This is a genomic window from Streptomyces vastus, from assembly GCF_039532825.1.
Classification (GTDB): Bacteria; Actinomycetota; Actinomycetes; order Streptomycetales; family Streptomycetaceae; genus Streptomyces; species Streptomyces vastus.
On sequence record NZ_BAAASJ010000036.1, the window covers coordinates 31,755 to 58,729 of the forward strand.

At 69.3% G+C, this 26,975-nt stretch carries 24 protein-coding genes; 6 read left to right on the forward strand and 18 right to left on the reverse strand.

The window, feature by feature from the left end; genetic code table 11:
- Positions 1–41 precede the first annotated feature (41 nt).
- Positions 42–1,703, forward strand: a complete 1,662-nt coding sequence (locus tag ABD357_RS18335; protein WP_344391358.1) for an LCP family protein — start codon at positions 42–44, stop codon at positions 1,701–1,703.
- Positions 1,704–1,725: 22 nt separating this feature from the next.
- Here the strand turns inward: ABD357_RS18335 and ABD357_RS18340 are convergent, their stop codons facing one another.
- Positions 1,726–2,748, reverse strand: a complete 1,023-nt coding sequence (locus ABD357_RS18340; RefSeq protein ID WP_344391359.1) for a glycosyltransferase family 2 protein — start codon at positions 2,746–2,748, stop codon at positions 1,726–1,728.
- A gap of 217 nt (positions 2,749–2,965) precedes the next feature.
- Here ABD357_RS18340 and ABD357_RS18345 point away from each other — a divergent pair, with 217 nt between their 5' ends.
- Positions 2,966–4,414 carry an LCP family protein gene (locus tag ABD357_RS18345; protein ID WP_344391360.1) on the forward strand — a complete coding sequence of 483 codons (1,449 nt, stop codon included), beginning with the start codon at positions 2,966–2,968 and terminating at the stop codon, positions 4,412–4,414.
- 199 nt (positions 4,415–4,613) lie between these two features.
- Positions 4,614–5,891, forward strand: a complete 1,278-nt coding sequence (locus tag ABD357_RS18350) for an LCP family protein (RefSeq protein ID WP_344391361.1) — start codon at positions 4,614–4,616, stop codon at positions 5,889–5,891.
- Between the two features lie 67 nt (positions 5,892–5,958).
- Here the strand turns inward: ABD357_RS18350 and ABD357_RS18355 are convergent, their stop codons facing one another.
- The 3 genes from ABD357_RS18355 to ABD357_RS18365 form a co-directional block, all read right to left on the reverse strand.
- On the reverse strand, positions 5,959–6,321 hold the full coding sequence (locus tag ABD357_RS18355) for a four-helix bundle copper-binding protein (protein ID WP_344391363.1): 363 nt from the start codon (positions 6,319–6,321) through the stop codon (positions 5,959–5,961).
- 152 nt (positions 6,322–6,473) lie between these two features.
- Positions 6,474–6,890 carry a VOC family protein gene (locus ABD357_RS18360; RefSeq protein WP_344391364.1) on the reverse strand — a complete coding sequence of 139 codons (417 nt, stop codon included), beginning with the start codon at positions 6,888–6,890 and terminating at the stop codon, positions 6,474–6,476.
- 10 nt (positions 6,891–6,900) lie between these two features.
- The gene (locus tag ABD357_RS18365; RefSeq protein ID WP_344391577.1) at positions 6,901–7,275 is read right to left on the reverse strand and encodes a helix-turn-helix transcriptional regulator; all 375 of its coding nucleotides are present in this window, start codon (positions 7,273–7,275) and stop codon (positions 6,901–6,903) included.
- Positions 7,276–7,439: 164 nt separating this feature from the next.
- Here ABD357_RS18365 and ABD357_RS18370 point away from each other — a divergent pair, with 164 nt between their 5' ends.
- Both ABD357_RS18370 and ABD357_RS18375 read left to right on the forward strand, forming a co-directional pair.
- Positions 7,440–7,850 (forward strand): VOC family protein, encoded by a 411-nt coding sequence (locus ABD357_RS18370; protein WP_344391365.1) that lies wholly within the window; start codon positions 7,440–7,442, stop codon positions 7,848–7,850.
- Between the two features lie 194 nt (positions 7,851–8,044).
- Positions 8,045–10,435, forward strand: a complete 2,391-nt coding sequence (locus ABD357_RS18375; protein ID WP_344391366.1) for an ATP-binding cassette domain-containing protein — start codon at positions 8,045–8,047, stop codon at positions 10,433–10,435.
- 61 nt (positions 10,436–10,496) lie between these two features.
- Here the strand turns inward: ABD357_RS18375 and ABD357_RS18380 are convergent, their stop codons facing one another.
- Complete coding sequence (locus tag ABD357_RS18380; RefSeq protein WP_344391367.1) at positions 10,497–11,654, reverse strand: acyl-CoA dehydrogenase; 1,158 nt, start codon at positions 11,652–11,654, stop codon at positions 10,497–10,499.
- Positions 11,655–11,932: 278 nt separating this feature from the next.
- Between ABD357_RS18380 and ABD357_RS18385 the strand changes: the two genes are divergently transcribed.
- Entirely contained in the window at positions 11,933–13,276 is a 1,344-nt protein-coding gene (locus tag ABD357_RS18385) for a UDP-glucose dehydrogenase family protein (protein ID WP_344391369.1), read from the forward strand.
- A gap of 33 nt (positions 13,277–13,309) precedes the next feature.
- Here the strand turns inward: ABD357_RS18385 and ABD357_RS18390 are convergent, their stop codons facing one another.
- From ABD357_RS18390 to rimI, 13 genes are all read right to left on the reverse strand, one after another.
- Positions 13,310–14,641: an RNA polymerase sigma factor gene (locus ABD357_RS18390; protein WP_425584914.1), complete on the reverse strand. Its 1,332-nt coding sequence runs from the start codon at positions 14,639–14,641 to the stop codon at positions 13,310–13,312.
- 80 nt (positions 14,642–14,721) lie between these two features.
- On the reverse strand, positions 14,722–15,270 hold the full coding sequence (locus tag ABD357_RS18395) for a YciI family protein (protein ID WP_344391372.1): 549 nt from the start codon (positions 15,268–15,270) through the stop codon (positions 14,722–14,724).
- A 2-nt stretch (positions 15,271–15,272) separates the two neighbouring features.
- Positions 15,273–15,677, reverse strand: coding sequence for a RidA family protein (locus ABD357_RS18400; RefSeq protein WP_344391374.1), 405 nt, complete (start codon positions 15,675–15,677; stop codon positions 15,273–15,275).
- A 66-nt stretch (positions 15,678–15,743) separates the two neighbouring features.
- A complete protein-coding gene (locus ABD357_RS18405) occupies positions 15,744–16,817 on the reverse strand; it encodes an LCP family protein (protein WP_425584915.1) in 1,074 nt (357 codons plus the stop codon).
- 148 nt (positions 16,818–16,965) lie between these two features.
- Positions 16,966–17,994, reverse strand: a complete 1,029-nt coding sequence (locus tag ABD357_RS18410; RefSeq protein WP_344391376.1) for a LacI family DNA-binding transcriptional regulator — start codon at positions 17,992–17,994, stop codon at positions 16,966–16,968.
- Between the two features lie 230 nt (positions 17,995–18,224).
- Positions 18,225–20,453 (reverse strand): beta-xylosidase/alpha-l-arabinosidase, encoded by a 2,229-nt coding sequence (locus ABD357_RS18415; protein ID WP_344391377.1) that lies wholly within the window; start codon positions 20,451–20,453, stop codon positions 18,225–18,227.
- 54 nt (positions 20,454–20,507) lie between these two features.
- Positions 20,508–21,272 (reverse strand): carbohydrate ABC transporter permease, encoded by a 765-nt coding sequence (locus ABD357_RS18420; protein ID WP_344391581.1) that lies wholly within the window; start codon positions 21,270–21,272, stop codon positions 20,508–20,510.
- Between the two features lie 113 nt (positions 21,273–21,385).
- Positions 21,386–22,414, reverse strand: coding sequence for a carbohydrate ABC transporter permease (locus ABD357_RS18425; protein ID WP_344391379.1), 1,029 nt, complete (start codon positions 22,412–22,414; stop codon positions 21,386–21,388).
- A 9-nt stretch (positions 22,415–22,423) separates the two neighbouring features.
- The gene (locus tag ABD357_RS18430) at positions 22,424–23,716 is read right to left on the reverse strand and encodes an extracellular solute-binding protein (RefSeq protein WP_344391582.1); all 1,293 of its coding nucleotides are present in this window, start codon (positions 23,714–23,716) and stop codon (positions 22,424–22,426) included.
- 110 nt (positions 23,717–23,826) lie between these two features.
- Positions 23,827–24,918, reverse strand: a complete 1,092-nt coding sequence (locus ABD357_RS18435) for a LacI family DNA-binding transcriptional regulator (RefSeq protein ID WP_344391381.1) — start codon at positions 24,916–24,918, stop codon at positions 23,827–23,829.
- A 218-nt stretch (positions 24,919–25,136) separates the two neighbouring features.
- A complete protein-coding gene (locus tag ABD357_RS18440) occupies positions 25,137–25,403 on the reverse strand; it encodes a hypothetical protein (protein ID WP_344391383.1) in 267 nt (88 codons plus the stop codon).
- Positions 25,400–26,500 carry a tRNA (adenosine(37)-N6)-threonylcarbamoyltransferase complex transferase subunit TsaD gene (gene tsaD / locus ABD357_RS18445; protein ID WP_344391384.1) on the reverse strand — a complete coding sequence of 367 codons (1,101 nt, stop codon included), beginning with the start codon at positions 26,498–26,500 and terminating at the stop codon, positions 25,400–25,402. The genes ABD357_RS18440 and tsaD overlap by 4 nt, the downstream gene beginning before the upstream one ends.
- Entirely contained in the window at positions 26,493–26,966 is a 474-nt protein-coding gene (gene rimI, locus ABD357_RS18450) for a ribosomal protein S18-alanine N-acetyltransferase (protein ID WP_344391583.1), read from the reverse strand. Before rimI ends, tsaD begins: the two co-directional genes overlap by 8 nt.
- Positions 26,967–26,975: the final 9 nt, after the last annotated feature.

Genomic DNA, 26,975 nt, shown 5'->3' on the forward strand with positions numbered 1-26,975 from the left:
GCAGGCCTGTTCAGTGGCGCAGGGGTGGGAGGGCAGGGGGCATGACGCAGAGTGGTGTGCGTGGAGAGCCGACGCGACCACGCGTCCGGCAGGCTCAGGACCTGGGCCGGGACGACAGTCCGCGCGAGAACACCGAGTCGGACGGCGGCGATGACGGCAGCGGTGCGGGAGGCAGACGGCGCGGCAGCAGAAGACGACCGCGGGGCAAACGCGGCATACTCCGCTGGTCCGCGATAACCCTGTCGGTACTGATACTTGGCACGGCCGGCGCCGGATACGTCTACTACTGGCATCTGAACAACAACATCGACAAGGGCGAGCGCAGCAGCGGAGACTCCGACGCCAAGAAGGCGGAGCCGAACTCGGCCGGCCAGACGCCGCTGAACATCCTGCTGATCGGTTCCGACAGCCGTAACTCGACGGAGAACCTGGAACTGGGCGGGAGCAGGAAGAGCGTGGGCAGCAAGCCGCTGGGCGACGTCCAGATGCTCATCCACCTGTCCGCGGGCCGCAAGCACGCCTCAGTGGTGAGCATTCCGCGCGACACCCGGGTCGACATCCCCGAGTGCGAGGACCCCGAGACCGGCAAGACCTACCCGGCGACCAACGACATCATCAACGCCTCGCTGGCCCGCGGCGGAGCCGGCTGCACACTGGCCACCTGGGAGAACCTCACCGGTGCCTATATCGACCACTGGATGACGATCGACTTCGCGGGCGTGGTGAAGATGGCGGACGCCATCGGCGGTGTCGAGGTCTGTGTGGAGCAGAACGTGTGGGACCGCCCGCTGCCCGGCGTTCCGGGCGGCTCCGGTCTCAAGCTGAAGAAGGGCAAGCAGAAGGTCCAGGGCAAGCAGGCGTTGCAGTGGCTGCGTACCAGGCACGCCTTCGAGAGCGACCTCGGGCGCGCCAAAGCCCAGCACATGTACATGAACTCGATGATCCGCACGCTGAAGAAGCAGAACGTCTTCACCGACACCGGCCGGCTGATGAACCTGGCCGAGGCGGCCACGGACTCCCTGAAGGTCTCCGAGGAGATCGGCTCGGTCGATGACCTGTACGGCCTCGGCATGCAGCTCAAGACGGTGCCGACCGACCGCATCACCATGACGACCATGCCGACCGTCGTGGACCCGCAGGACCGCAACCACCTGGTGCCGGACGGCGCGGACGCCGAGCAGGTGTGGAAGATGGTCCGCGACGACGTGGCCTTCGACAACAAGGGAAAGAACTCGGACGCGAAGAAGAAGCCCGCGCAGGAGCAGGCCTCCGACGACCCGGCCGCCGAGGACGGCGAGATCGGCGTCGTGGTGCAGAACGGCACACGCTCCTCCACCCTCGCCCCGGTCGGCGGGCGTGCGAACACGGTGAGTCAGGTGCTCGTGCAGAAAGGCTTCAGCAGGGCATCGGCCGACGGGACGGTGACTCTCGCCGAGGACAAGACGGTGGTCCGCTATCCGAGCGCCGAACTGGAAGGCGATGCCCAGCGCGTCGCCAAGTCGCTGGGGATTCCTCTGAGTTCGGTGAAGAGGACAACCGATGTCTCCGGTGTCACTCTCGTCGTGGGCGCCGACTGGCGCGAGGGCTCGGCCTATCCGAAGCAGTCCAAGCCCGAGGCCGGGGATGTCCCCAAGACCGCCGACGCCCTGAACGGCTCGGACAGCGACAAGTGCATGCCCGTGTACAAGCCCTACCGCTGGTAGTTCCCCGGCGTCGCCGCTGTGCTCAGCTCTCCGCGAGCACCGCGGGCCGCCGCGACGCGATGACCTTCCTGGCCAGTGAGCGTGGGCTGGTCAGGAAGCCCCAGCCCCACGACATGTGCATCGTGGCGAGGGCTACGGGAATCTGCAGGCGTGCCTTGAGCGGGAGGCCCTTGCCCGCCGGTACGGAACCGGCGGCGATGGCCGCGAGATAGCCGGCCGGGACGACGAAGCCCCAGGGGGTCAGCGCGGCGCCCGCCATGATGCCTGCCGCTATCGCGCACACCGCAACAGGCGGAGCGAGGTAGCGCAGGTTGATGGAGCCCTCGTGGTAGCGGGCGACGACGTGGCGCCAACGGCCGTAGTCCTTGTACTGCTTGGCGAGGGCGCGCACCGAAGGCCTGGGCCGGTACGAGACCTTGAGCTCCGGCGAGAACCAGATCAGGCCGCCCGCCTCCCTGATCCGGAAGTTGAGCTCCCAGTCCTGGGCGCGGATGAACTCCTCGTTGTAGCCGCCCTGTTGCTCCAGTGCCTCGCGCCGGAAGACGCCGAGGTAGACCGTTTCGGCCGGGCCCGCCTGACCACCCGTGTGGAAGGCGGCGCTGCCGACCCCGATCTTCGACGTCATGGCCGCCGCCACCGCGTGCTCCCAGTCGTTCTCGCCCTCGGCGTGCATGATGCCGCCGACGTTCTGCGCGCCGGTCTCCTCCAGCAGCCGTACGGCCGTGGCGATGTAGTTCGGCGAGAGCATGCCGTGCCCGTCGACCCGTACGACCACGGGGTGCCGGGACGCCTTGATCGCGGCGTTCAGCGCCGCCGGCGTACGGCCCGTCGGGTTCCGGACGGTGTGCACGCGGGGGTCTTCGCGTACGAGCTCGGCCGCGATCTCGTCCGTACGGTCCGTGGAGGGACCGATGGCGATCACGACCTCCATCTCGCCGTCGTACTCCTGGGCGAGGATCGCTTGGACGGCTCCGCGCAGATGCCGCTCCTCGTTGAGGACAGGCATGATCACGGATACGGCGGGGAGGCGCCCGTCGGAATTCACGTGCTGGGGTTCCCTCTCGTCTTCACGGCCGGGGGCCGGCCCGCCGCGCAGCGGCTGTCAGGCGCAGCGCCCCCGGGAATGCAGAATCAGGCCGTACGTTACCGCGAACGGGGGACACGGACGCGCGCCGCCCGGCTTGCTGCACCGGGCCGCAGATCGTATGGGCCTACGGTTCTAACGCATCCCGACCACCCGGCCGACGCGGAGGTGTTCCCCCTTGCCCACGCCGCCCCGCAGACCCGCTCGCCCGCCGCGGCAGCGCCCGTCTCGGCCGCCCGTACGGCGCAAGCGGCCACAGTGGGCCATGCGGATGGTGACATCGCTCTCCGTGGCGGTACTCGCGGCGGCCGGCATCGGGCACGCGGTGGTCACCGGCTTCGACGCCGACATCGACCGCATCGACCCTTTCAAGGACATGAAGAACCGGCCCGCACAGGGCGACGGCATGAACGTCCTGCTCGTCGGCACCGACGGCCGCGAGCGGATCAGCCGGGCGGTGCGCGCCAAGTACCATCTCGGCGGCGCGCCCTGCCACTGCGCGGACACCATGATGATCGTGCACATCTCGCAGGACCGGAAGCGGGCCAGCGTCGTCAGCCTGCCGCGCGACTCGTACGCCGAGACGCCCGCGCACACCGACCGCAACACCGGAGAACGGCACCGCCCGCACGCGCTCAAGCTCAACGCCGCGTACGCGGAGGGCGGGCCCCAACTGACCGTGCGTACCGTCGAGAACATGACCCGCGTGAAGATCGACCACTACCTGGAGGTCGACTTCACCAGCTTCATCAGGACGGTGGACGAGCTCGGCGGCGTACGGATCTGCACGGTGCGCCCGCTGAAGGACCCGTACACCCGGCTGAACCTGCCCGCCGGAACGCACGATCTGAACGGGGGTCAGGCACTCCAGTACGTACGTTCCCGGCACATCGACGGCACCGCCGACCTCAGCCGGATGCAGCGCCAGCAGCGCTTCCTGGCGGCGCTGATGGAACGGGCCACCTCGTCCGGTGTGTTGCTGAACCCGATGAAGTTCCGCGATGTGACGCAGGCCGTGCTCGGCTCGGTGCGGGCGGACAAGGGCTTCGGCCCGGACAAGCTGGTCGATCTGGGGTGGGCGATGCGGAACTTCTCGCCGTCCGCCTCGGAGTTCGCGACCGTCCCGATCGGGCAGATGGGGTTCCCCGTGAAGGGCATCGGCTCGACGCTGAAGTGGGACCCGAAGAAGTCGGAGCGGATCTTCCGTGCCCTGCGCGAGGACAGGCCCCTCGCCCCCCACCAAGCCCCCTCCAAGGCCGTACGCGTCGATGTGGCGCCGCAGCAGATCCGCGTCCAGGTCGAGAACGGCACGGCGATGTCGGGCCTGGGCCGCCGTGTCGACGATGCCCTGTCCGCGACGGGCTTCAACACGACGGGCGCCCCCAAGAACGCCCGCGACCGCTCCGTCGAGCGCACCCTCATCACGTACGACCCGGGCTGGGACCGCTCGGCCAAGTCGCTGGCGGCGGCTCTGCCGGGCAGCGAGTCGCGGGCGGTCAAGGGCCAGGGCCCGACGCTGAAGGTGATCGCGGGCTCGGACTTCAAGAGGGTGACGAAGGTACGGGCGGAGGATGCGCGGCGCGGGGAGGCCGGGGTGGTCACGGGGGACGAGGTGGCGTGTCCGTGAGGCCCCGAGCCGCTGACCGAACGGCTTGAAGCGAGTTGACCGGAATATCGCATTCCGCTCAAGGAGCCTGTTCTGTCATGGCCTTTCTCTTTATGTCAGTCTCTGTAAGGTCCCGTTTGCATCAGCTTTGCAACGGCGGTGGTGTGATTTTCCGGGGACTCTTGTAAGCCGTACGGCTGAGCACTGCACACTGGGGCGCATGAACAATTGGCCCGAGGGATGGCACGGAGACAACGGCGGCGACCGTTACGGCCGCGGCAGCGCGAGCGCCCAGCCCGAGGGCGCGCGCGTGATGCGACAGGTGGGGCGCGGCCCGGGAGTGGGCCCGTCGGCGCCGCCACGGGGCGGGGTCCCGCCGCAGCCCACCTACGACGACGGCTACGGGTACCCCGACGACAACTTCGACAACGGCTACAACACGGGCCAGGTGTACGGCTCGCCGGGCGGCGGAGGGCCCGACGGACCGGCGTCCCGCGGCCGCCGTCCACGGCCCGCGCCGAACTGGGGCCGCCGGATCAAGTGGACCGCGATAACCGTGGTCACGCTGCTGGTCGTGGTCTCCATCAGTACGTACTTCTGGGCCGACTCGAAGCTCAAGCGCGAGGTCGACCTGTCCAAGGTGATCGACCGGCCCGAGACGGGCGAGGGCACGAACTACCTGATCGTCGGCTCCGACAGCCGCGAGGGCCTGTCCGACGAGGAGAAGAAGCGGCTCCGTACGGGCTCCGCCGAGGGCAAGCGCACGGACTCGATGATGATCCTGCACGTCGGCGACAACGGGAACACGATGATCTCGCTGCCGCGCGACTCGAACGTGGAGATTCCGTCGTTCAAGGGCTCCGACTCCGGCAAGCTCTACGAGGGCACCGGCCGCCAGGTGAAGCTGAACGCGGCGTACGCGGAGGACGGGCCCGAGCTGCTCGTGCGTACCGTCGAGGCGAACACGGGCCTGCACATCGACCACTACGCGGAGATCGGCTTCGCCGGCTTCGCGAAGATCGTCGACTCCGTCGGCGGCGTGGAGATCGAGATCCCCGAGGGCGGCATGAAGGACACCAAGTCCGGCGCCGACTTCGAGGCGGGCAAGCAGACCCTCAACGGCGAGCAGGCGCTGGCCTTCGTCCGTACGCGGTACGCGCTCAAGGGCAGCGACCTGGACCGTACGAAGAACCAGCAGAAGTTCCTCTCGGCCCTCGCCAACCAGACCGCGACCCCGTCCACGATCCTCAACCCCTTCAAGCTCTACCCGACCATGGGTTCCGGCCTCGACACCCTCACCGTCGACAAGGACATGTCCCTGTGGGACCTGGCCTCCATGTTCTGGGCGATGAAGGGCATCACCGGCGGCGAGGGCAAGTCCATGAACATGCCCATCTCCGGCAACGCCTCCAACGGCAACCTCCAGTGGGACACCGCCAAGGTCAAGACGCTGGTGGAGCAGCTGAAGAACGACGAGAAGGTGACGGTTACGGAGTAAGGCAAAGCCGGCAAAGCCCGCTTCACAGGCACCTGACGGATGCCCGGGAAGCGGGCTTTTTGCGTGCTCAGGCGGTGGCGCCGGACATCGCACGGCACGTCTGCGCGCAGCGGCGACACGCCTCGGCGCAGCGCATCATCTGCGCGTCGTCGGGCATCGCCATACACGCCTCCGCGCACATCTCGCACGCCCGCGCGCACATGGCGCACATCTCGGCCGACATCGGCGACCTGCGCATCATCATGTCCGCGCACATACGGGTCATCTCGGAGCAGTCGATGAGCGCGCGCATGATCTGCATCTGGGCCTGGCCGCCCATCTGCATACAGGAGCTCATGGTCTCCTCGCACACGCTGTGGCACGACATGCACGCCTCAACGCAGTCCTGCATCTCCTTGCTCATCGGGCTCATGGTTCCGGGCTGCTGCATGGCTCCTCCTGGAAGTGGTGGGGTCCCAGTGCGGGTCCCCATGCCCTTCCGTGGTACGCCTACCGCCCACCGCGCGCCATCCGGCGGACGCCAACAATCCACCACAAAGCCCGCCAAGGCCCCTCAAGAGCACACTTCTCGCGGAGCCGAGCTCACTCCTTGCGGGGCTGGTTGAAACGCAGCATGTTGCCTGCGGGGTCGCGGAACGCGCAGTCGCGGACGCCGTAGGGCTGGTCCATCGGCTCCTGCAGCACCTCGGCGCCCGCACCGCTGATGCGCTCGAAGGCGGCGTCGACGTCGTCCGTCACGAAGATGACGCCCCGCAGCAGCCCCTTGGCCATCAGCTCCGCCAGGGCCTGTTTGTCGGCCGGTGAGGTGCTCGGGTCGGCGGCGGGCGGTTCCAGGACGATGTTCACGTCCGGCTGGGTGGGCGAGCCGACGGTCACCCAGCGCATCCCCTCGAAGCCGACGTCATTGCGTACTTCGAGGCCCAGTACGTCGCGGTAGAAGGCGATCGCCCTGTCGTGGTCGTCGACGGCGATGAAGCATGAGGAAAGTCCGATGTCCATGCCGTTCACGCTACGACCGGGCTGCGGGGCGCGCTTCTCCATTCCTGACCGGTCGTGTGTGGATCTTGGCGATGCAGGCCGGGATGGCGGCGCCGTCGTCATGGTTACGGGCCCGGTAGGCGCTCGGGCTCTCGCCGACCAGTTCGCTGAAGCGCGAGCTGAACGACCCCAGCGACGTACAGCCGACCGCGAAGCAGACCTCGGTCACCGAGAGGTCGCCGCGCCGCAGCAGCGCCTTGGCGCGCTCGATGCGGCGGGTCATCAGATAGCTGTACGGGGTCTCTCCGTAGGCGGCGCGGAAGCTGCGGGAGAAGTGGCCCGCCGACATCAGGGCGTCCCGCGCCAGCGCCGGGACGTCGAGCGGTTCGGCGTAGTCGCGGTCCATGCGGTCGCGGGCCCGCCGCAGCCGGACGAGGTCGTCGAGATCCTGCCTTTTCACCCGGCCAGTTTCCCATGGCAGGTCGAGCCGCTCAGCGAAACCGGCGACGAGACCCAACCGGTCAGGAATGGAGAAGCGCAGGCCACCAGGCCGCTCCTAGCGTGAACGGCATGGACATCACTCTTCACGCAAGCTTCCTCCCGCACACCGACCCGGACGCCTCCCTGGCCTTCTACCGCGACATCCTCGGCTTCGAGGTCCGCGCCGACGTCGGACAGGGCACGATGCGCTGGATCACGGTCGGCCCCGTCGAGCAGCCCGGCACGTCCATCGTCCTGGAGCCGCCGGCCATGGCCCCCGGCACCACGGACGACGAGCGCCGCACCATCACCGAGATGATGGCCAAGGGGACGTACGGCTTCATCACCCTGGCTACCCACGACCTCGACGGAACCTTCTCCCGGCTGAAGGATGGCGGCGCCGAGATCGTGCACGAACCGACCGAGCAGCCATGGGGCGTCCGCGACTGCGCCTTCCGCGATCCCGCGGGCAACATGGTCCGCATCAACGAGCTGAAATGAGCCGTCCGACGCTGATCCGCGACGGCCGCCGGCCGGTTTACGGCGATCCGTTGCCGTGCACCGGGCCGACGAAGTAGAACCAGACGTACTGCCAGAAAGCCGATCAGATCGAGCCGGGCGACGCCGACGGAGACCGCGCAGGCGGAGCGCCCGGCAGAAGCCCCCTCAGGGGTTCAACAGAAGACGGAGACACGATGAACAGGGCCACAAGCACGGGCACGCAGTCGCCTGCGCCGCACGTCGCCGACAGCCACGATCTGATCCGCGTGCACGGCGCCCGCGAGAACAACCTCAAGAACGTCAGCGTCGAGCTCCCCAAGCGCCGGCTGACGGTGTTCACCGGCGTCTCCGGCTCGGGCAAGAGCTCGCTGGTGTTCGCCACGATCGCCGCCGAGTCGCAGCGGATGATCAACGAGACGTACAGCGCCTTCCTCCAGGGCTTCATGCCGAACCAGTCCCGGCCCGACGTCGACGTACTCGACGGTCTCACCACCGCGATCATCGTCGACCAGGAGCGGATGGGCGCCAACTCCCGCTCCACGGTCGGCACCGCCACCGACGCCAACACGCTGCTGCGCATCCTGTTCAGCCGGCTCGGGAAGCCGCACATCGGCTCGCCCCAGGCGTTCTCCTTCAACGTCGCCTCGATCAGCGGGAAGGGCGCGGTCACGATCGAGGGCAGCAGTGGCAAGACCGTGGAGCGGCGGAGTTTCTCGATCACCGGCGGCATGTGCCCGAACTGCGACGGTACGGGCCGGGTCACCGACTTCGACCTGACCGCTATGTACGACGACAGCAAGTCGCTGAGCGAAGGCCCGTTCACCGTTCCCGGTTACAGCGCCGACGGCTGGTACGGCCGTATCTATAGCGGCTGCGGCTTCTTCGACTCGGACAAGCCGATCCGCGAGTTCACCGAGCGCGAGCTGCACGACCTGCTCTACAAGGAGCCGACCAAGATCAAGGTCGAGGGCATCAACCTGACGTACGAAGGTCTGATCCCGAAGCTGCAGAAGTCGATGCTGTCCAAGGACCGGGAGGCGATGCAGCCGCACATCCGGGCGTTCGTGGACCGGGCGGTCACCTTCACCGCCTGCCCCGAGTGCGGCGGCACACGGCTCAGCGAGGCGGCCCGGTCGTCGAAGATCAAGGGGATCAGCATCGCCGACGCCTGCGCGATGCAGATCAGCGACCTGGCCAAGTGGGTGGGCGGCCTCGACGAGCCGTCGGTGGCGCCGCTGCTCGGCACGCTGCGGCACACCCTCGACTCGTTCGTGGAGATCGGCCTCGGCTACCTCTCGCTCGACCGGCCGGCGGGCACGCTGTCGGGCGGCGAGGCACAACGTACGAAGATGATCCGCCACCTCGGCTCCTCGCTCACGGACGTCACGTACGTCTTCGACGAGCCCACCATCGGTCTGCACCCGCACGACATCCAGCGGATGAACAACCTGCTGCTGCGGCTGCGGGACAAGGGCAACACGGTGCTCGTCGTGGAGCACAAGCCGGAGACGATCGCGATCGCCGACCATGTCGTCGACCTCGGCCCCGGCGCCGGCACGGCGGGCGGCACCGTCTGCTTCGAGGGCACCGTCGAGGGGCTTCGGGGCAGCGACACCATCACCGGCCGCCATCTCGACGACCGGGCCGCCCTCAAGGAGACCGTGCGCAAGCCCACCGGCGCGCTGGAGATCCGCGGCGCGACGGCGAACAACCTGCAGAACGTCGACGTCGACATCCCGCTCGGCGTGCTGACCGTCGTGACCGGCGTCGCCGGATCCGGCAAGAGTTCGCTGGTGCACGGGTCGATCCCCACGGGCGCGGGGGTGGTGTCGATCGACCAGGGTGCGATCAAGGGCTCGCGACGCAGCAACCCGGCGACGTACACCGGACTGCTCGACCCGATCCGCAAGGCTTTCGCGAAGGCCAACGGCGTGAAGCCGGCGCTGTTCAGCTCCAACTCCGAGGGCGCGTGCCCCACTTGCAACGGCGCCGGCGTCATCTACACCGAACTGGGGGTGATGGCCACCGTCGCCACCACCTGCGAGGAGTGCGAGGGGAAGCGGTTCCAGGCCTCGGTCCTGGAGTACCGCCTCGGCGGGCGCGACATCAGCGAGGTGCTCGCGATGTCGGTGACCGAGGCCGAGGAGTTCTTCGGCACCGGCGAGGCCCGTACGCCCGCAGCGCACAAGATCCTCGACCGCCTCGCCGACGTCGGCCTCGGCTACATCACCCTCGGCCAGCCGCTCACCACCCTGTCCGGCGGCGAGCGCCAGCGCCTCAAGCTGGCCACCCACATGTCCGAGAAGGGCGGCACCTACATCCTCGACGAGCCCACCACCGGCCTCCACCTCGCCGACGTCGAGCAACTCCTCGGCCTCCTCGACCGCCTGGTCGACTCCGGCAAGTCGGTCATCGTCATCGAGCACCACCAGGCGGTCATGGCCCACGCCGACTGGATCATCGACCTGGGCCCGGGCGCCGGCCACGACGGCGGCAGGATCGTCTTCGAGGGCACTCCGGCCGACCTCGTCGCGGCGCGGTCGACGCTTACCGGGGAGCACCTGGCGGAGTATGTGGGCGGCTGAGGTGAGACCAGTGAAGGGCGTCCACTAAACGGGCGCCCTTCGAAGGTCCGCTGACCAGCCGTTACGGCAGGTTCCTCGCCATCACGATGCGCTGGACCTGGTTCGTTCCCTCGTAGATTTGTGTGATTTTTGCGTCGCGCATCATGCGCTCCACCGGGTAGTCGCGGGTGTAGCCGTACCCACCCAGCAGCTGCACCGCATCCGTCGTGACCTCCATCGCCACGTCCGACGCGAAGCACTTCGCCGCCGCGCCCTGGAAGGTCAGGTCCGCGTCACCGCGCTCCGACTTCGCCGCCGCCGCGTACGTCAGCTGACGCGCGGCTTCGATCTTCATGGCCATGTCGGCGAGCATGAACTGGATGCCCTGGAAGTCGGCGATCGCCTTGCCGAACTGCTTGCGCTCCTGGACGTAGCCCTTGGCGTAGTCCAACGCCCCCTGGGCGATGCCCAGCGCCTGGGCCGCGATCGTGATGCGGGTGTGGTCCAGGGTCTTCATCGCCGTCGCGAAGCCCGTGCCCTCCTCGCCGATCATGCGGTCGGCGGGAATGCGGACGTTGTCCAGGTACACCTCGCGCGTCGGCGATCCCTTGATGCCGAGCTTCTTCTCCGGTGCGCCGAAGGAGACCCCGGGGTCGGACTTCTCGACCACGAAGGCCGAGATGCCCTTCGAACGCTTCGTGGGGTCGGTCACCGCCATGACGGTGTAGTACTCGCTCACGCCCGCGTTCGTGATCCAGCGCTTCACGCCGTTGAGAACGTACGAGTCGCCGTCCCGCACCGCCTTCGTCTTCATGCCCGCCGCGTCCGAGCCCGCGTCCGGCTCGGAGAGGCAGTACGAGAACATCCCGTCGCCGGCGGCCAGCGGGCCCAGGTACTTCTTCTTGAGGTCCTCCGAGCCGGAAAGGATCACCGGGAGCGAGCCCAGCTTGTTCACGGCCGGTATCAGGGAGGAGGAGGCGCAGACGCGGGCCACCTCCTCGATCACGATCACCGTGGCCAGCGCGTCCGCGCCCGCGCCGCCGTAGCTCTCCGGTACGTGGACGGCGTGCAGGTCGGAGGCGACCAGGGCGTCCAGGGCCTCCTGCGGGAAGCGGGACTCCTCGTCCACCGCGGCGGCGTACGGCGCGATCTTCGCCTCCGCGAGGGCGCGGATCGTATCGCGGAGCATGTCGTGCTCCTCGGACGGGCGGTACAGGTCGAATTCAGCCGATCCGGCCAAGGTATCTCACGCTCCAACGACGCTAATTACCGTTAAGTAACTCAAATTTTAGAGCCCTGCTCACGCTAGTGATACGTGAGCTTGGCGACAGCGGGGATATCAGGAAACCGGGAACGGCAACGGAACGACAACGGGGGACGGCAACGCAGAGTTGCCCGACGAGCGGCAAGCCACCCCCGACTATGCTCAGGCAGCGCACCCGGCCCTCCCACCCGTCACCCGACCACCACCCCTCAACGACAGCGCTGATGCGCCGACACCTGCTTACTGGAGCACCCATGGCCCTGAAGATCACCGTGATCGGCACCGGCTACCTCGGCGCCACGCACGCCGCGGCCATGGCCGAACTCGGCTTCGAGGTGCTCGGCCTCGATGTCGTCCCAGAGAAGATCGAGATGCTCCAGCGAGGCGAGGTCCCGATCTACGAACCCGGCCTGGAGGAGCTGCTCCGCAAGCATGTCGCCGGGATCGAGGGGGCCAGCGGGCGGCTGCGCTTCACGATGGACTGGGCCGAGGTCGCGGAGTTCGGTGACGTCCACTTCGTCTGCGTGAACACACCGCAGAAGCATGGCGAGTACGCCTGTGACATGTCGTACGTCGACGCCGCCTTCACCTCGCTCGCCCCGCATCTGAAGGGCCCTGCCCTGGTCGTCGGCAAGTCGACCGTGCCCGTCGGCTCCGCGGACCGGCTCGCTCGTACGCTGGCCGAACTCGCGCCCGCCGGTGAGGACGCCGAACTCGCCTGGAACCCCGAGTTCCTGCGCGAGGGCTTCGCCGTCAAGGACACGCTGCACCCCGACCGGATCGTCGCCGGTGTGCGCAGCGAGCGCGCGGAGAAGCTGCTGCGCGAGGTGTACGCGACGCCGCTGGCCGAGGGCACGCCCTTCGTGGTGACGGACTTCCCGACCGCCGAGCTGGTGAAGACCTCGGCGAACTCGTTCCTCGCCACCAAGATCTCGTTCATCAACGCCATGGCCGAGGTGTGTGAGGCCTCGGACGGTGACGTCGCCAAGCTGGCGGAGGCGATCGGGTACGACGACCGGATCGGGAAGAAGTTCCTGCGCGCGGGGATCGGCTTCGGTGGCGGGTGTCTGCCGAAGGACATCCGGGCGTTCATGGCGCGGGCGGGCGAGCTGGGGGCCGATCAGGCGCTGACCTTCCTGCGCGAGATCGACTCCATCAACATGCGGCAGCGCGGGCAGATGGTGGAGCTGACGCGTCAGGCGCTGGGGGGTGGCTCGTTCCTCGGGAAGCGGGTCGCGGTGCTGGGCGCCACGTTCAAGCCGGACTCGGACGACGTACGGGATTCGCCCGCGCTGAATGTCGCGGGGCAGATCCATCTTCAGGGCGGGCAGGTCACGGTGTACGACCCGAAGGGGATGGTGAACGCGCGGCGGCTCTTTCCGACGCTTGCGTACGCCGATTCCGCCATCGAGGCCGTACGGGGCGCTGATGTCGTCCTGCATCTCACCGAGTGGAGTGAGTTCCGGGAGCTGGATCCGGCGGTGCTGGGTGAGGCCGTGTCGCGACGGCTTGTGCTGGATGGGCGCAACGCACTGGACCCGGCGGTGTGGCGGGCGGCCGGCTGGACGTACCGGGCGATGGGGCGGCCGGCGGCTTGACCGTCCCCGCACGTCCGCCTGCTGGCCGGGCGGCTATGCGTCGAGCCCTGAGCACTCCGCGGCCCGCGCCAGCAACAGCCCCCGCTCCCGCTCATTGCGCGTGAGCGACGCCGCCCGCTCGAACTCGGCCCGCGCCTCGGCCATACGCCCCACGCGGGCCAGCAGGTCGCCGCGCACGCTGGGGAGCAAGTGGTAGTCGCGCAGGGCGGGTTCGGCGGCCAGGGCGTCGACGATGGTGAGGGCCGGTTCGGGGCCCTCGGCCATGGAGACGGCGACCGCGCGGTTCAACTCGACGACGGGGGACGGGGTCCGGGCGGCGAGGAGGCCGTACAGCGTGGCGATCCGGTTCCAGTCGGTCTCCTCGTACGTGTAGGCGTGGGCGTGACACGCGGCGATGGCGGCCTGGAGGACGTACGGCCCGGGACCGCCGCCCGTGGCGACCGACTCGGCGCGGGCGAGGGCGGCGAAACCGCGGCGGATCAGCATGCGGTTCCAGCGGTACCGGCTCTGGTCCGCCAGCAGAATCGGCTCGCCGGACGGCCCGGTACGCGCGGCCGAGCGTGACGCCTGGAGTTCCAACAGCGCGGCCAAGCCGTGCACTTCGGGTTCCTTCGGCATCAACTCGGCCAGTACGCGGGCGAGTCGTAGCGCGTCCTCGCAGAGCGCCGGGCGCAGCCAGTGGTCGCCGGCGGTGGCCGCGTACCCCTCGTTGAAGATCAGGTAGATGACCTCGAGTACGGACCCGAGCCGGGCCTCGCGCTCCGGCCCGTACGGAACCTCGAAGGCGACCCCCTTCGCGGCGAGCGTCCGCTTGGCGCGGACGATGCGCTGGGCGATCGTCGCCTCCGGGGCGAGGCAGGCGCGGGCGATCTCTGCGGTGGTCAGGCCGCCGAGCAGGCGCAGAGTGAGGGCGATGCGGGCCTCGGCGGGCAGGACCGGGTGGCAGGCGGTGAAGACCAGCCGCAGCAGGTCGTCGTCGATGTCGTCGGGGTCGGACGGTTCGTCGACGTGGCCGTGCGGCGCGGATGTCTCCAGGTCGCGGCCCATCTCCGCCAGCTTGCGCGCGTACCGCTCCCGCCGCCGCACGAGATCGATCGCCCGGTGCTTGGCCGTGGCCGTGAGCCAGGCCCCGGGGTTGTCCGGCACACCGTCCCTGGGCCACTGCTCGAGCGCGGCGACCAGGGCGTCCTGCGCAAGCTCCTCGGCGATGCCGACGTCGCGCACGATGCGGGCGACACCGGCGATGATGCGGGGCGACTCGATGCGGAAGACGGTTTCGATGGTGCGCTGGGCGTCGCCTTCAGCGGCGCCGCCGAGGGCCGGGCCTGCGGGGTCTGTCGGCTGGTCTGTCGACTCTGGTCTCACGCCACACCATCAGATCACCCACGGGTCGTACGGCCAAGGCGCTCAGCCCTCGGGCAGGGCGTTCGTCAGTCGGCGAACTCTTACCTCCGCCCGCCGAAGTCCCAGTCGTGGACCTCGATATCGGCGTACCGGTCCGCAGTCAGGACGGCGCGTGCCGTGTCCGGGTCCGGGGCCCGGAGCAGTGCCGCCGTACCCAGCCAGGTGGTGTCGTCATCGGACAGCAGGGGCCCGTACGCGATCAGCTCGTCCTCGTCGGGCGGGACCGCGAGGTCGGCGGCAGGGCCCGAGCCGAGGCCGAGCACCAGGTAGTGGTTGCCGCCCGCCCGGCCGCCGGGGAAGCCCCATATCGTGCGGCCCAGCAGGTTGCGCCAACGGCGCAGCAGTACGTCCCGGTATGCGCCGGCCTGGTGGTTGGGCTCGTCGAAGGCGAACGCGCGGGCGGCCGCGGGATCCGGCAGGTCGACCATGTGCACGCTGCCGGTGGGCGTTTCGCCGTCGTCGGCGAAGGTCGGGCCGCGGGCGATCAGCTGCGTCTCGTACGCGTCCATGTAGGACCAGTGGTCTTCCAGTAGTTCATTGCGCAGCTTGAGGGAGCCGGGCCGGTCGCGGTGGTAGCAGAAGAACTCCATGTCTACGGCCGTACCGCCACCGCGTCCACCTCGAACAACATCCCTTGCAGCGCGAGGGAGGCTACCCCGCTGAGTGTCTGGGCCGGCAGTCGGTCGCCGAAGCGGGCGTGCAGCGCCTTGCCGAGGATCTTCAGCTTGTCGAGGTCGTGGTCGACGATGAAGGTGCCGAGGCGGACGACGTGTTCGTATCCGAGGCCGACGCCCTCCAGCGCTGACCCCAGCCGGTCGAGGGCGAGGTCTACCTGGGTGGCGAAGTCGCCGGGAACAGGGGCGCCATTGGCGTCGGAGGCGTACTGGCCGGCGAGGAAGACGAGTTGGCCGGGTGCCGAGACGGCGTGGCTGTAGGCGAGCGGTGTCGGGTCGTGGAGAGCGGCCGGGTTGGTGATCGTTCGCTGATCAGTCGTCATGTCTCCCAGAACGTCCCGCGCCCGCGCGCGCATTCCACGGGGAACTCCCCGCCTGTCAGAGGCCGTTCACTTCAGCGACTCCCACAGCTCCCCCGCCTCCGGCTCGTCCGCGACCACCCGGTTGCGGTCGAAGGGCGCCGGGAGTACCGGCATCGTCACCGTGGTGGTGTCCGCCGAGGAGAGGCTCTGGAGGCTGCGGCCCAGGCTCATCAGCTCGGTCAGGGAGTCGAGGCCCGTGTCCGTGGTGAGGCTGTCGGTGAGGGTGTCGGCGACGTTGTAGAGCTTGGCGGGGTTGGTGAGGAGGTCGGTGGCGGAGATCTGGTCGAGCAGGGCCTTGACCAGGGTTTGCTGCAGGCCTATGCGGCCGAGGTCGCTGCCGTCCCCTATGCCGTGGCGGGTGCGGGCGAGGGCGAGGGCCTGTTCGCCGTCGAGGTGGTGGGTGCCCGCCTCCAGTTCGAGGTGGCTGTCCTCGTCGGAGATGTCCTCGTCCGTCGTCACCGTGACGCCGTCGAGCGCGTCCACCAGGTCTGCGAAACCGGCGAAGTCGATCTCTATGTAGTGGTCCATGCGGACGTTCGTCATGGACTCCACCGTCTTGACCGCGCAGACCGGACCGCCCACGGAGTACGCGCTGTTGAACATCGCGTTGTACGCCACCGACGTCGAACCGCCCGACTCCCGCGGGCAGGCCGGGCGCGTGACGAGCGTGTCGCGCGGGATGCTCACGATCGTCGCGCCCGCACGGCCCTCGTCGATGTGGACGACCATCGCCGTGTCGGAGCGGGCGCCGTCGCCCTCGCCGCCCCCGCCGAGCGTGGCGTTGCGTTCGCCGCTGCGCGAGTCCGAGCCGAGGACCAGGATGTTCAGCGCACCGCTCGGCAGCGGGGAGGCCGAGCCGTCCGGCGTCACCATGGCGCGCGCCGGGCGGTTGTCGCCGAGCGCGCTGTTGATGTCGACGCTGTCGATGTTGCGGTTCAGGTGCCAGTACGCCCATGCCGCCCCGGCGAGCGAGAGGGTGAGCGCGCAACCGAGCGCGATGCCCGTGGCCTTGAGCAGCCGTGAGCGCCGGCCGACACGGCTGCCGACGCCGCCGCCGTAGTCGTTGTCACCGTCGGTTCCGCCTTCGCCGTCTCCGCTCACAGAGAGGAACGTAAGTCCGAATTGTTACGAGCGGAAACCCCTAACCGGTTTTACTGAGGAAACTCTCATATTTCGTTGGCTTTCTCCCGGATTTTCGAAAGTTTCGGTACGCCTCTGACATGGCCCCGACACGCCTCGCGACCGGCCGTTACGCCGTGGGAACCGCCGTACTGCTCCGCACCACCAGACTCGTCGCCAGTTCCACCCTCGTCGCCGTCGTCGGCCGCTCGACGCGCCCCAGGTCGAGGACGAGCCGGGCCGCCGCCTCGGCCATCTCCGTGAGCGGCTGGCGCACGGTGGTCAGCGGCGGGCCCACCCAGCGGGCCACCGGCAGGTCGTCGAAGCCGACGATGCTGAGGTCCTCGGGCACGCGCAGCCCCAGCTCACGGGCGGCCTCGTACAGCCCGAGTGCCTGAAGGTCGTTGCCCGCGAAGACGGCCGTCGGCCGGTCGGCCAGCTTCAGCAGTTCGAGCCCGCAGCGATAGCCGGCATCGTGGTGGAAGTCACCCGTGCGGATCAGCGAGGGGTCCACGGGCAGCCCGGCCGTTTCCAGCGCGGCCCGGTAGCCGTCGAGGCGCGCCCGGCTGCACATCATCCGTGAAGGCCCGCTGATCACCCCGATCCGCAGGTGGCCGAGGTCCACGAGATGGCGGGTGGCGGCAAGGCCGCCCTGCCAGTTGGTGGCCCCGACGGACGGCACGTCGTCGCCAGGGTCGCCGGCCGGGTCCATCACCACGAACGGGATGGAGCGGCTGGTCAGCAGCGCCCGCTGGGATTCGTCGAGCCCGCTCAGCACGAGTACGACACCGTGCGGCCGGCGGGCCGCGACCTGGTCGGCCCAGGTGCGTCCCGGGGTGAGGCGGCCCGCGCTCTCGGAGAGCACCACACTCAGTCCCTCGTCCCGCGCGACGTTCTCGACGCCCCGGATGACCTCCATCGCCCAAGCGCTCTCCAGCTCGTGAAAGACCAGGTCGATCAAGGGCGAACGGGACGCCTCGGCCCGGCGCCGCCGATAACCGTGGTGGCGCAGCAGCTCCTCGACGCGACTACGGGTCGCCGGTGCCACATCGGCACGGCCGTTGAGCACCTTCGAAACAGTCGGAGCCGAGACACCTGCCTCTCGGGCGATCTCGGCGAGCGTGGAGGACTGGGCTACGGCGGGATTCGAGCGCGTCATGGCACGCGATCGTATTCGTGTTCACTCACTCCACGAAGGCCTTTCACAGCAATAATCCGGGAACGTTCGACGCTTTCTCCGCAACATTCGGAAACCTTCGGACGAGGCGGCGGCCGAGCCCGCGACGGCCATGCCTCGTCCCCTCCTCTCTCCCGCCGGGAAGGCGCCTCCCCGGAGAACGCGGGAAGGACGAGCCGGAACAGGGAGAAACGACGCACCGCCGGGCCCTCTCACTTCACCCGTACTTCGCACCGCATCCGCCGCTCCCGGCCCACCACCCGCTCCGGCCCGGTCAGTGTGACCGGTACCGCATGCCGCACATCTCCCCCGGCGCAGGACGCGGCCAGCCGCAGCTCCAGCTCTCCGGGTTCGACGATCCGGTTGCCGTCCGGCCCGGTGTACGCGGCCAGGTCCGCCGGAAACGTGAAGTGGACCTCCGCCGACTCCCCCGCCTCCAGCGGCACGCGGGCATGGCCCACCAGGCGGGACACCGGGCGGGCCACTTTGCCGACCGGGTCGTGGAGATAGAGCTGGACGACCTCCGCGCCGGGCCGCTTCCCGGTGTTGCGCACCGTCAGGCGAAGCGTGGTCTCGCCGTCCGTCGGGAACGCGCCGGCGTCGACCGACGGTTGCTGCCAGTCGTACGTCGTGTAGGACAGCCCGTGTCCGAACGGGAACAGCGGCGTGGGGTCGAGGCTGCTGGCCCCTCCGCGTTGTCCGAGCGGCGGGGCGAGATACGTCCAGGGCTGCCCCGCGGGGTCGCGCGGCACGCTCACGGGGAGCCTCCCGGACGGGTTGACGCGCCCCGACAGTACGCCGGCCACCGCGGGCCCTCCCTCCTCGCCGGGGAAGAACGCCTGCACCACCGCGCCGCACCGGTCCGCCCAGCGTCCGAGCGCATAGGGGCGGCCCGAGAGCACGACCAGGACGACCGGCGTTCCGGATGCCAGCGCCTTGTCCAGCAACGCGCCCTGCCCCTCGGGCAGTTCGAGGTCCGCCGCATCGCAGCCCTCGCCCGACGTGCCGCGCCCGAACAGCCCCGACCGGTCGCCGACCGCGACCACGCACAGCTCGGCAGCCACCGGATCGTCCACGAACTCCACGTCCGGCAGCTCCGCGCGCAGCGCTTCGAGCAGCGTCGGCACGGCGACCCCCATCGGGACCTCGGGGTGGTCCAGGAGGACGTGGCGGGGGAACGTGTAGCAGCCGAGCATGGCCGCCGGGTCGTCGGCGAGCGGGCCGAGGACCGCGATCCGCCGTACTTCGGGGGCGAGCGGCAGCGTGCCGTCGTTGGACAGCAGGACGACCGACTCCTCCGCCAACCGCCGTGCCAGTACCCGCATGTGGGGTGGATCGAGATCGACCGGAGCGGATGGTGCCGCGGGCGGCGTCCAGTCGGGATCCAGAAGCCCCAGCTCGCACTTCTGCGTCAGAACGCGCAGCGCGGCCCGGTCCACCAGTTCCTCGTCGAGGGGCCCCGACCCCAGGCAGCGAACCGCCGGCAGTTCCACGTCCACTCCCGCCGCGAGCGCGAGCGCCGCCGCTCCCGCCGGGGAGTCCACGAGTTGGTGCGCCGTCTCCAGGAAGGACACGCCGAAGTAGTCGGAGACGACGGTTCCCGTGAACTGCCAGTTCTCCCGGAGGAGTTCGGTGAGCAGTCGGCGGTCCGCGTGCGCGGGCACCCCGTCGATGTCGTTGTACGCCGCCATCACGGACCGTGCGCCGCCGTCCCGCAGGGCCATCTCGAACGGCGGCAGGAGGACGTCCGCCAGTTCGCGCGGGCCGATCGACGCGGGCGCGTGGTTGCGGGCGCCGCGCGAGGCGGAGTACCCGGCGAAGTGCTTGAGCGTGGAGACGATGCCCGCCTCCTCAAGTCCCTGGACGTACGCGGTGCCGACGGTCGCCACGAGGTAGGGGTCCTCGCCGATCGACTCCTCCGTGCGGCCCCAGCGCGGATCCCGTACGACGTCGAGAACGGGAGCCAGCCCCTGGTGGATGCCGACCGACTTCATGGAGGCCCCGATCGCCGACGCCATCTCCTTCACCAGGGCCGGGTCGAAGCTCGCGCCCCAGGCGAGCGGCGTGGGAAAGATCGTGGCCTGCCAGGCCGCGAAGCCGGTGAGGCACTCTTCGTGCGCGAGGGCGGGCAGCCGGAAGCGGTTCGCGCCGCGGACGCGTTCCTGGAGGGAGGCCAGACGGGCGACGCCCTCGGCCGGTTCGACCGGTGACGTGCCGAAGGGGCGGGTCAGCTGGCCGAGGCCGTCGGGGAGCACCTCGGTGAGGTCCACGTCCTCGGACAGGGCGTGCTGCAGCGGCGCCATGTCCCCGCCCGGGGTCTCGTTCGAGCCGGGCCAGACGCCGTAGAGCTGCGCGATCTTCTCCTGTGGGGTCATGCGGGCGAGCAGATCGGCGGCGCGGACGCCTGCGGGCAGAGCGGGGTCCTGCCAAGGGTGGATCATGTAACTCCTCACATCCGTAAGGGGATCTAGGGGATTCGTCCGCCATGGTTCGGGTCAGCCCTTGGTCGCGCCGAGTGTGATGCCGCCGATCAGCTGGCGTTCGGCGACCGCGTAGAAGGCCAGGGCGGGTGCCATGGCGAGGACCAGGTACGCGAAGATGCGGGCCACATCGGAGGCGTACTGGCCCTGGAACTGCTGGATGCCGACCGGGATCGTCCACCAGGTGGGTTCGCTGAAGACGAGCAGCGGGAGCAGGAAGTTGTTCCAGCTCCCCACGATGGCGAGGACGGAGACCGTGCCGAGCGCCGGGCGTGCCAGCGGCAGCAGGATGCGCCAGAAGAAACCGAAGGACGAGCAGCCGTCGATCGTCGCGGCCTCCTCCAGTTCCCCGGGTATCTCCCGGAAGAAGCCGCGCAGGATGACGATCGTCATGGGCAGGCCGAAGGCCGCCTGGGGCAGGATCACGCCCCACGGGTTGTCGAGGAGCCCGAAGGAGCGCAGCAGGATGAACAACGGCAGGATCGCCACCGCGAAGGGGAACATCAGCCCCATCGTGAACAGGGTGAACAGCAACTCCCTTCCCCGGAAGGCGAACCGGGCCAGCGCGTACGCGGCGAGCGCCGCCGCCCCCACCGTCAGCAGGGCGGTGGCCAGAGCGATCAACGTGCTGCTGCCGATGGACCGCCAGAACGCGCCCGAGCCGAGCAGTGACGTGTAGTTCGAGGTCACCCACGGATCCGGAAGGCCGAAGGTGTTGCTGGAGAGCTGGCCGGTCGATTTGAAGCCGGAGACGAGGGCGTACAGGAGCGGAGTGACCATGAACACTCCGACCAGCCACAGGATCACGTACACGGGGATGGCGCGGAGCCTCCGGCGGCGTACGACGCTCTTGGGCACGTTCGTCTTCGGCGCGCTCGTCTTCGCAACCGCGCTCATCGGTTACCTCGCATGGTGGTGATGGCTCCTTCGGTGTCGCGGCGCAGCACGAAGCGCTGGTAGGCGAGGGCGAAGACGAGGCTGATCAGGAACATCGCCACGCTGATGGCGCTGGCGTAGCCCATCTGGTAGCGCTTGAAGCCGTACTGGAAGAGGCTGATGACCATGGTCTCGGAGGCGTGGTCGGGACCGCCCGCCGTGATCACCCACACCAGGTCGAAGAGCTGGATGGCGCCGATCACGGCCAGGAAGACGCTGATCCGGAGGGTCGGCGCGAGCAGCGGCAGCGTGATGTGACGGAAGCGCTGCCATGTGCTCGCCCCGTCGATGCGCGCCGCCTCGTGCAGCTCGGCCGGGATGCCCTGCAGGCCCGCCAGGTAGAGCATCATGTGGAAGCCGAAGTACTTCCACGTCATGACGAGGAACAGCGTGGGCAGCACGGTGTCCTGGCCCGCGAACCAGTCCCCGCCCAGACCGGCGAGCCCGACCGCGTCGAGGACCTTGTCCGCGAGCCCCTCGTCCGGCGCGAAGATCATGCTGAACAGCACGCCGGTGATGACCTCGGACAGGATGTACGGCGCGAAGAACAGCATCCGGTAGACGGCCCGGCCGCGCAGCTTCTGGTTGAGCAGCACGGCCATGGCGAGCGCGAACGGCAGCTGCAGGACGATGGAGAACGCGATGAGCAGGAACCCGCGCCACAGGTCGCCCAGGAAGACCGGATCGTCGAAGAGCCGGGTGTAGTTGTCGAACCCCACGCTGTCCGTGGGCGTCCCGAATCCGCCCCAGTTGAAGAAGCTGATGTAGAACGCGTAGCCCATCGGCACCAGCACGAGCAGGCCGAACAGGACGAGGGCCGGGACGGTGAAGACGAAGGCCGAGAACCAGGCGCGCAGGCGGTGCAGGGCGGACGGCCGGGTCGCCGGTACGGGTGACTCGGGCGCCGCGCCAGGGGACTTGCCGGTCCCCGGCGCGAACGCCGATGCCGATGCGGTCGAGGCCGAGGTCGAGGTCGAGTGAGTCATCGACGGCCGCTAGCCCTCGCTCTTGGCGACCTGCGTGACCGAACGCGTCACCTGCTCGGGCGACTTGGAGCCCGCGATGAGCGCGGCGACGCTGTCGTTGATCTCCTGACCGACCGCGGGGGCGTAGGCCTGGTCGAGGTAGAGCTGGAAGCCGGTGGCGTCGCCGAGCGCGTCCGAGACGGCAATGAGGTTGGGGTCCGTCAACGCACCCTGCGCGGCCTTGGACACCGGCACAAGACCGGTCTCCTTGACGAGCTTCTCCGCGAACTCCTTCTCCGCGAAGAACTTCAGGAACTCCAACGCGGCGTCCGGCGCCCCCTTGCGCACCGCGTGGCCGTTGCTCCCGCCGAACACCTCGGTGAGCGCGCCCTTGCCGCCCTCCACGGCGGGGAAGGAGAAGAAGCCGAGGTCCTTGCCGAGGCCCTTGCCCGCATCCGCCTGGACGACCGGCGCCCACTGGCCCATCAGCTCCATGGCCGCCTTGCCGTTGCCCACCGCGGCCGCCTCACCGGTGGGCGTGGAGTAGGCGGCGCCGAGGAAGCCCTTCTGGAAGGGCTTCAGGGCGACGAGTTCCTCGACGTGCGCGCCGGCCTTGACGAAGTCCTCGCCGGTGAAGTCGGCGTCGTCGGCGGCCTTCTGCATGGCCTCGAGGCCCGCGACCCGCATCGAGAGGTACGCCCAGTAGTACATGCCCGGCCACTTCTCCTTGCCGGCCAGCGCGATGGGCGTGATCCCCTCGTCCTTGAGGGCCTTGACGGCGTCGAGGTAGCCGGACCAGGTGGTGGGCGGGGTGTCGATGCCGGCCTGCTTGAAGAGCGCCTTGTTGTACCAGAAGCCGACCATGCCGACGTCGAAGGGGACGGCGTACATCTTGTCGTCCAACCGGAACGGCGCCACCGAGGCGGGCAGGAAGTCCTTCGTCCAGGAGGAGACCTTGTCCGTCAGGTCCTCGACCAGACCGGCGTCGATCTGCTGCTTGAGCACACCGCCGCCCCAGGTGTGGAAGATGTCCGGCAGCTTCCCCGAGGCGGTCTGCGCGGTCATCTTGGACTTGTACGCCTCGTTCTCCAGCGTCACGATCTTGATCTTCACGTCGGGATGCGCGGCCTCGAACTCCTTGGCCCGCTGGGCCCACAGCTTCTTCGCGGGCTGGGTGGTGGTGATGTTCCACCACTCGATCTCCGTCTTGCCGGAGCTGTTCCCGCCGTCCGAGGAACCGCACGCGCTCAGGGCGGCCGTCCCCAGGCCGGTCGCCGCGGAGGCCGCCAGGAACCCGCGGCGGGAGAGTGAGGTGTTGCCCAACGCTCGCATCGCACACCTTCCGGAAGAGAGCCCGAAAATTATCGGTCAAGTGCGCACGGAAGTTACGGGCGCGGTGGCGGGTATGTCAACGCTCCTGACAAATATCGGAGTTATTGAGACCGGGGTGGAATGGCCGGCGCCCCAGCAGGTTCGTCAGGAACAGCTCCGGCACGTCGGACATGCCGGGCCAACGGCGCCGTGCTCGCCCGTACGACGAGCTCGGTGGCGAGCTCGACCCTGGGGGAGACGGGCTCCTCGCCCGCGGCGAGCCGCAGCACCGTACGGGTCGCCAACTTGCCCATGTCCGCGAGAGGTTGGCGCACCGTGGTGAGCGGTGGCGCCGACCAGCGGACCTCCGGCAGGTCATCGAACCCCACGACGCTCAGGTCCTCCGGCACCCGGAGCCCTCGGCACCGCAACGCCTCGATCGCGCCGAGCGCCATCTGGTCGCTGGCGGCGAACAGGGCGGTGGGCGGCTCGTCCAGGTCGAGCAGGGCGTTGCAGCCGTCGAAGCCGGACGCGTGGTAGAAGTCGCCCGGCACGATCAACGCGTCGTCGACCGCAATGTCCGCGCCTTCGAGAGCCGCGCGGTAACCGTCGAGCCGGGCCCGCGAGCACAGCAACCGCTGGGGCCCGGCGATGAGGCCGATCCTGCGGTGGCCGAGGCCGAGCAGGTGTTCCGTCGCGGCCATGCCGCCCGCCCAGTTGGCCGCGCCGACGGTCGGCGCGTCCAGGGACGGCGAACCCGCCGGGTCGACGACGACGATCGGAACACCGAGCCGCCGCAGCTCCTCGTGCATACGGGGTTCGAGGACGGAGGTCACGAGGATCACCCCGTCCGAGGCGCGGGTACGCAGATTGGTCATCCACTGCCGCGCCGAGCCCGACGCGCCATGGATGGCGGACACCACCGTGCCCACACCCGAGGCGTGCGCGACCTCCTCCACCCCGCGGATGATCTCCACGGCCCAGGGGCTGTCGAGGTCGTTGAAGACCAGGTCGATGAGAACCGCCCGGCCGCCCGGCGGGGAGGACTTGCGCTGGTAGCCGTGGTGTCTGAGCAGGTCCTCGATCCGGGCCCGGGTTTCCGGCGACACGTCGGAGCGGCCGTTGACGACACGCGACACAGTGGGCACCGAGACCCCGGCCTGCCGGGCGATCTCGGTGATGGTCACCTTGCTCTTGATGTTCTCCTGGGCCACGCGCCCACCTCCGTTGCCGAAACCTTGCAGCAGTCTTCCGGAAAACCGGGGTCGGCGTGAAGGCTACAGGGGGTCCGGGTGGCCTGGGTCAGTCCGCCTGGGCGGCGGCGTGTGCGACGAAGGTGGTCCAGCCGGAGGTGGGTGAGGCCCAGCTGGGGGCAGGAGGCCACAATCGAGTCGCTGTGCCGGCGGCCGTCCCGACGGCGGTCGGACGATCATCATCCGCCCTGATCGGCGCCCACAGAATCGAACCGCCACCTGTGCACCCCCCGCGTCACCAACTCCCCGTCCGGCTCAGGCAGTTCGGGAAGGTCGGCGTCGTACGGAGCATCCCACCAGGTGATGACCAGGACGCGGTCCTGCGGTGCCCGGAAGGTCTCCCGGCGCAGGGGCCTCACGGCGAGGTCCTGCGCCCGGACCCAGGCCAGCAGCTCCTCGCCCCGGCCTGCCACCGCCCGCGCCTCCCACATCAACGCGACCGTCACGAGTACAGGTTCTCCTTGCTCACCTCATGCACGTGATCATGCGTGTGCCCAGGGACGTGCGGCTCCGTCACCGGCAGCGAGGAGTCCGCCGACAGATCCCAGTCGGAGGCGGCCCGGTTCCGCGCCACCATCTCCGCGCCGAGCGCCGCCACCATCGCCCCGTTGTCCGTGCACAACTTCGGCCGCGGCACGCGCAGTCGGAGCCCGGCGGCCTCGCAGCGCTCCTTCGCGAGGGCCCGCAGCCGCGAGTTGGCCGCGACACCTCCGCCGATCATCAGGTGCTCGACACCCTCGTCCTTGCACGCCCGCACGGCCTTACGCGTCAGCACATCCACGACCGCCTCCTGGAAGGAGGCCGCCACATCACGCACCGGAACCTCCTCCCCCGCCGCCCGCCTGGCCTCGATCCAGCGGGCGACCGCCGTCTTCAGCCCCGAGAAGGAGAAGTCGTACACCGCATCGCGCGGCCCGGTCAGCCCGCGCGGGAACGCGATCGCCTCCGGGTCGCCCTCGCGCGCGTACCGGTCGATGACCGGACCGCCCGGGAACCCCAGATCCAGCACCCGCGCGATCTTGTCGAAGGCCTCGCCCGCCGCGTCGTCGATGGTCGCACCCAGAGGCCGTACGTCGGAAGTGACATCCGAGGAGAGCAGCAGAGACGAGTGGCCGCCGGACACCAGCAACGCCATGGTCGGCTCCGGCAGCGCCCCGTGCTCCAGCTGGTCGACGCAGATGTGCGAGGCCAGGTGATTGACACCGTAGAGCGGCTTGCCCAGCGCGTATGCGTACGCCTTCGCCGCGGAAACCCCCACGAGCAGCGCGCCCGCGAGCCCCGGACCGGCCGTGACGGCGATCCCGTCCAGGTCCCGCGCGCTCACGCCCGCTTCCTTCAGCGCGCGTTCGATGGTCGGCACCATCGCCTCCAGGTGCGCGCGGGACGCGACCTCCGGGACTACACCGCCGAAGCGCGCGTGCTCGTCGACGCTCGACGCGACAGCGTCCGCGAGCAGGGTGGTGCCGCGGACGATGCCGACGCCGGTCTCGTCGCAGGAGGTCTCGATGCCGAGTACGAGAGGCTCGTCGCGTGAGTCAGCCATTGATCTCGGTTCCTTGCACTGAGGTTGAGGGATCTTGCAGGCGCATCACGAGCGCGTCGACGTTGCCCGGCTGGTAGTAGCCGCGCCTGAAGCCGATCGGCTCGAAGCCGAAGCGCTCGTACAGCTTCTGGGCGCGGATGTTGTCGATCCGGCACTCGAGCATCACCTCGGCACACTCGAAGGCGGTCGCGGCCCGCAACAGCTCGGTCAGTATCAGCGCACCGACCCCGGTACCCCACTGATCACGAGCGACGGCGATGGTCTGTACGTCACCCACGTCCGCGGAGGCGGCGAGTCCCCCGTACCCCACGATCCGCTCACCATCCACCGCCACGACATACCGCTTCGTCGCCGTCGGCCCCCGGGAATGGGCCAGCTCGGACCAGAACATGCCCCTCGACCAGGCGTCCTCCGGGAAGAGGGCCTTCTCCAGCTCAATTACGGGATCGATGTCCCACCAGCGCATCTCGCGCAG

Bases quoted from the DNA above. Each gene is read 5' to 3' on its own strand.
- rimI (WP_344391583.1), bottom strand. From the start codon at position 26,966: ATGCGCTGGTGGGACATCGATCCCGTAATTGAGCTGGAGAAGGCCCTC.
- ABD357_RS18335 (WP_344391358.1), top strand. From the start codon at position 42: ATGACGCAGAGTGGTGTGCGTGGAGAGCCGACGCGACCACGCGTCCGG.
- ABD357_RS18365 (WP_344391577.1), bottom strand. From the start codon at position 7,275: ATGGACCGCGACTACGCCGAACCGCTCGACGTCCCGGCGCTGGCGCGG.
- ABD357_RS18395 (WP_344391372.1), bottom strand. From the start codon at position 15,270: ATGGAGTTCTTCTGCTACCACCGCGACCGGCCCGGCTCCCTCAAGCTG.
- ABD357_RS18355 (WP_344391363.1), bottom strand. From the start codon at position 6,321: ATGCAGCAGCCCGGAACCATGAGCCCGATGAGCAAGGAGATGCAGGAC.
- ABD357_RS18350 (WP_344391361.1), top strand. From the start codon at position 4,614: ATGAACAATTGGCCCGAGGGATGGCACGGAGACAACGGCGGCGACCGT.
- tsaD (WP_344391384.1), bottom strand. From the start codon at position 26,500: ATGGCTGACTCACGCGACGAGCCTCTCGTACTCGGCATCGAGACCTCC.
- ABD357_RS18375 (WP_344391366.1), top strand. From the start codon at position 8,045: ATGAACAGGGCCACAAGCACGGGCACGCAGTCGCCTGCGCCGCACGTC.
- ABD357_RS18370 (WP_344391365.1), top strand. From the start codon at position 7,440: ATGGACATCACTCTTCACGCAAGCTTCCTCCCGCACACCGACCCGGAC.
- ABD357_RS18360 (WP_344391364.1), bottom strand. From the start codon at position 6,890: ATGGACATCGGACTTTCCTCATGCTTCATCGCCGTCGACGACCACGAC.
- ABD357_RS18415 (WP_344391377.1), bottom strand. From the start codon at position 20,453: ATGATCCACCCTTGGCAGGACCCCGCTCTGCCCGCAGGCGTCCGCGCC.
- ABD357_RS18410 (WP_344391376.1), bottom strand. From the start codon at position 17,994: ATGACGCGCTCGAATCCCGCCGTAGCCCAGTCCTCCACGCTCGCCGAG.
- ABD357_RS18425 (WP_344391379.1), bottom strand. From the start codon at position 22,414: ATGACTCACTCGACCTCGACCTCGGCCTCGACCGCATCGGCATCGGCG.
- ABD357_RS18400 (WP_344391374.1), bottom strand. From the start codon at position 15,677: ATGACGACTGATCAGCGAACGATCACCAACCCGGCCGCTCTCCACGAC.
- ABD357_RS18420 (WP_344391581.1), bottom strand. From the start codon at position 21,272: ATGGTCACTCCGCTCCTGTACGCCCTCGTCTCCGGCTTCAAATCGACC.
- ABD357_RS18385 (WP_344391369.1), top strand. From the start codon at position 11,933: ATGGCCCTGAAGATCACCGTGATCGGCACCGGCTACCTCGGCGCCACG.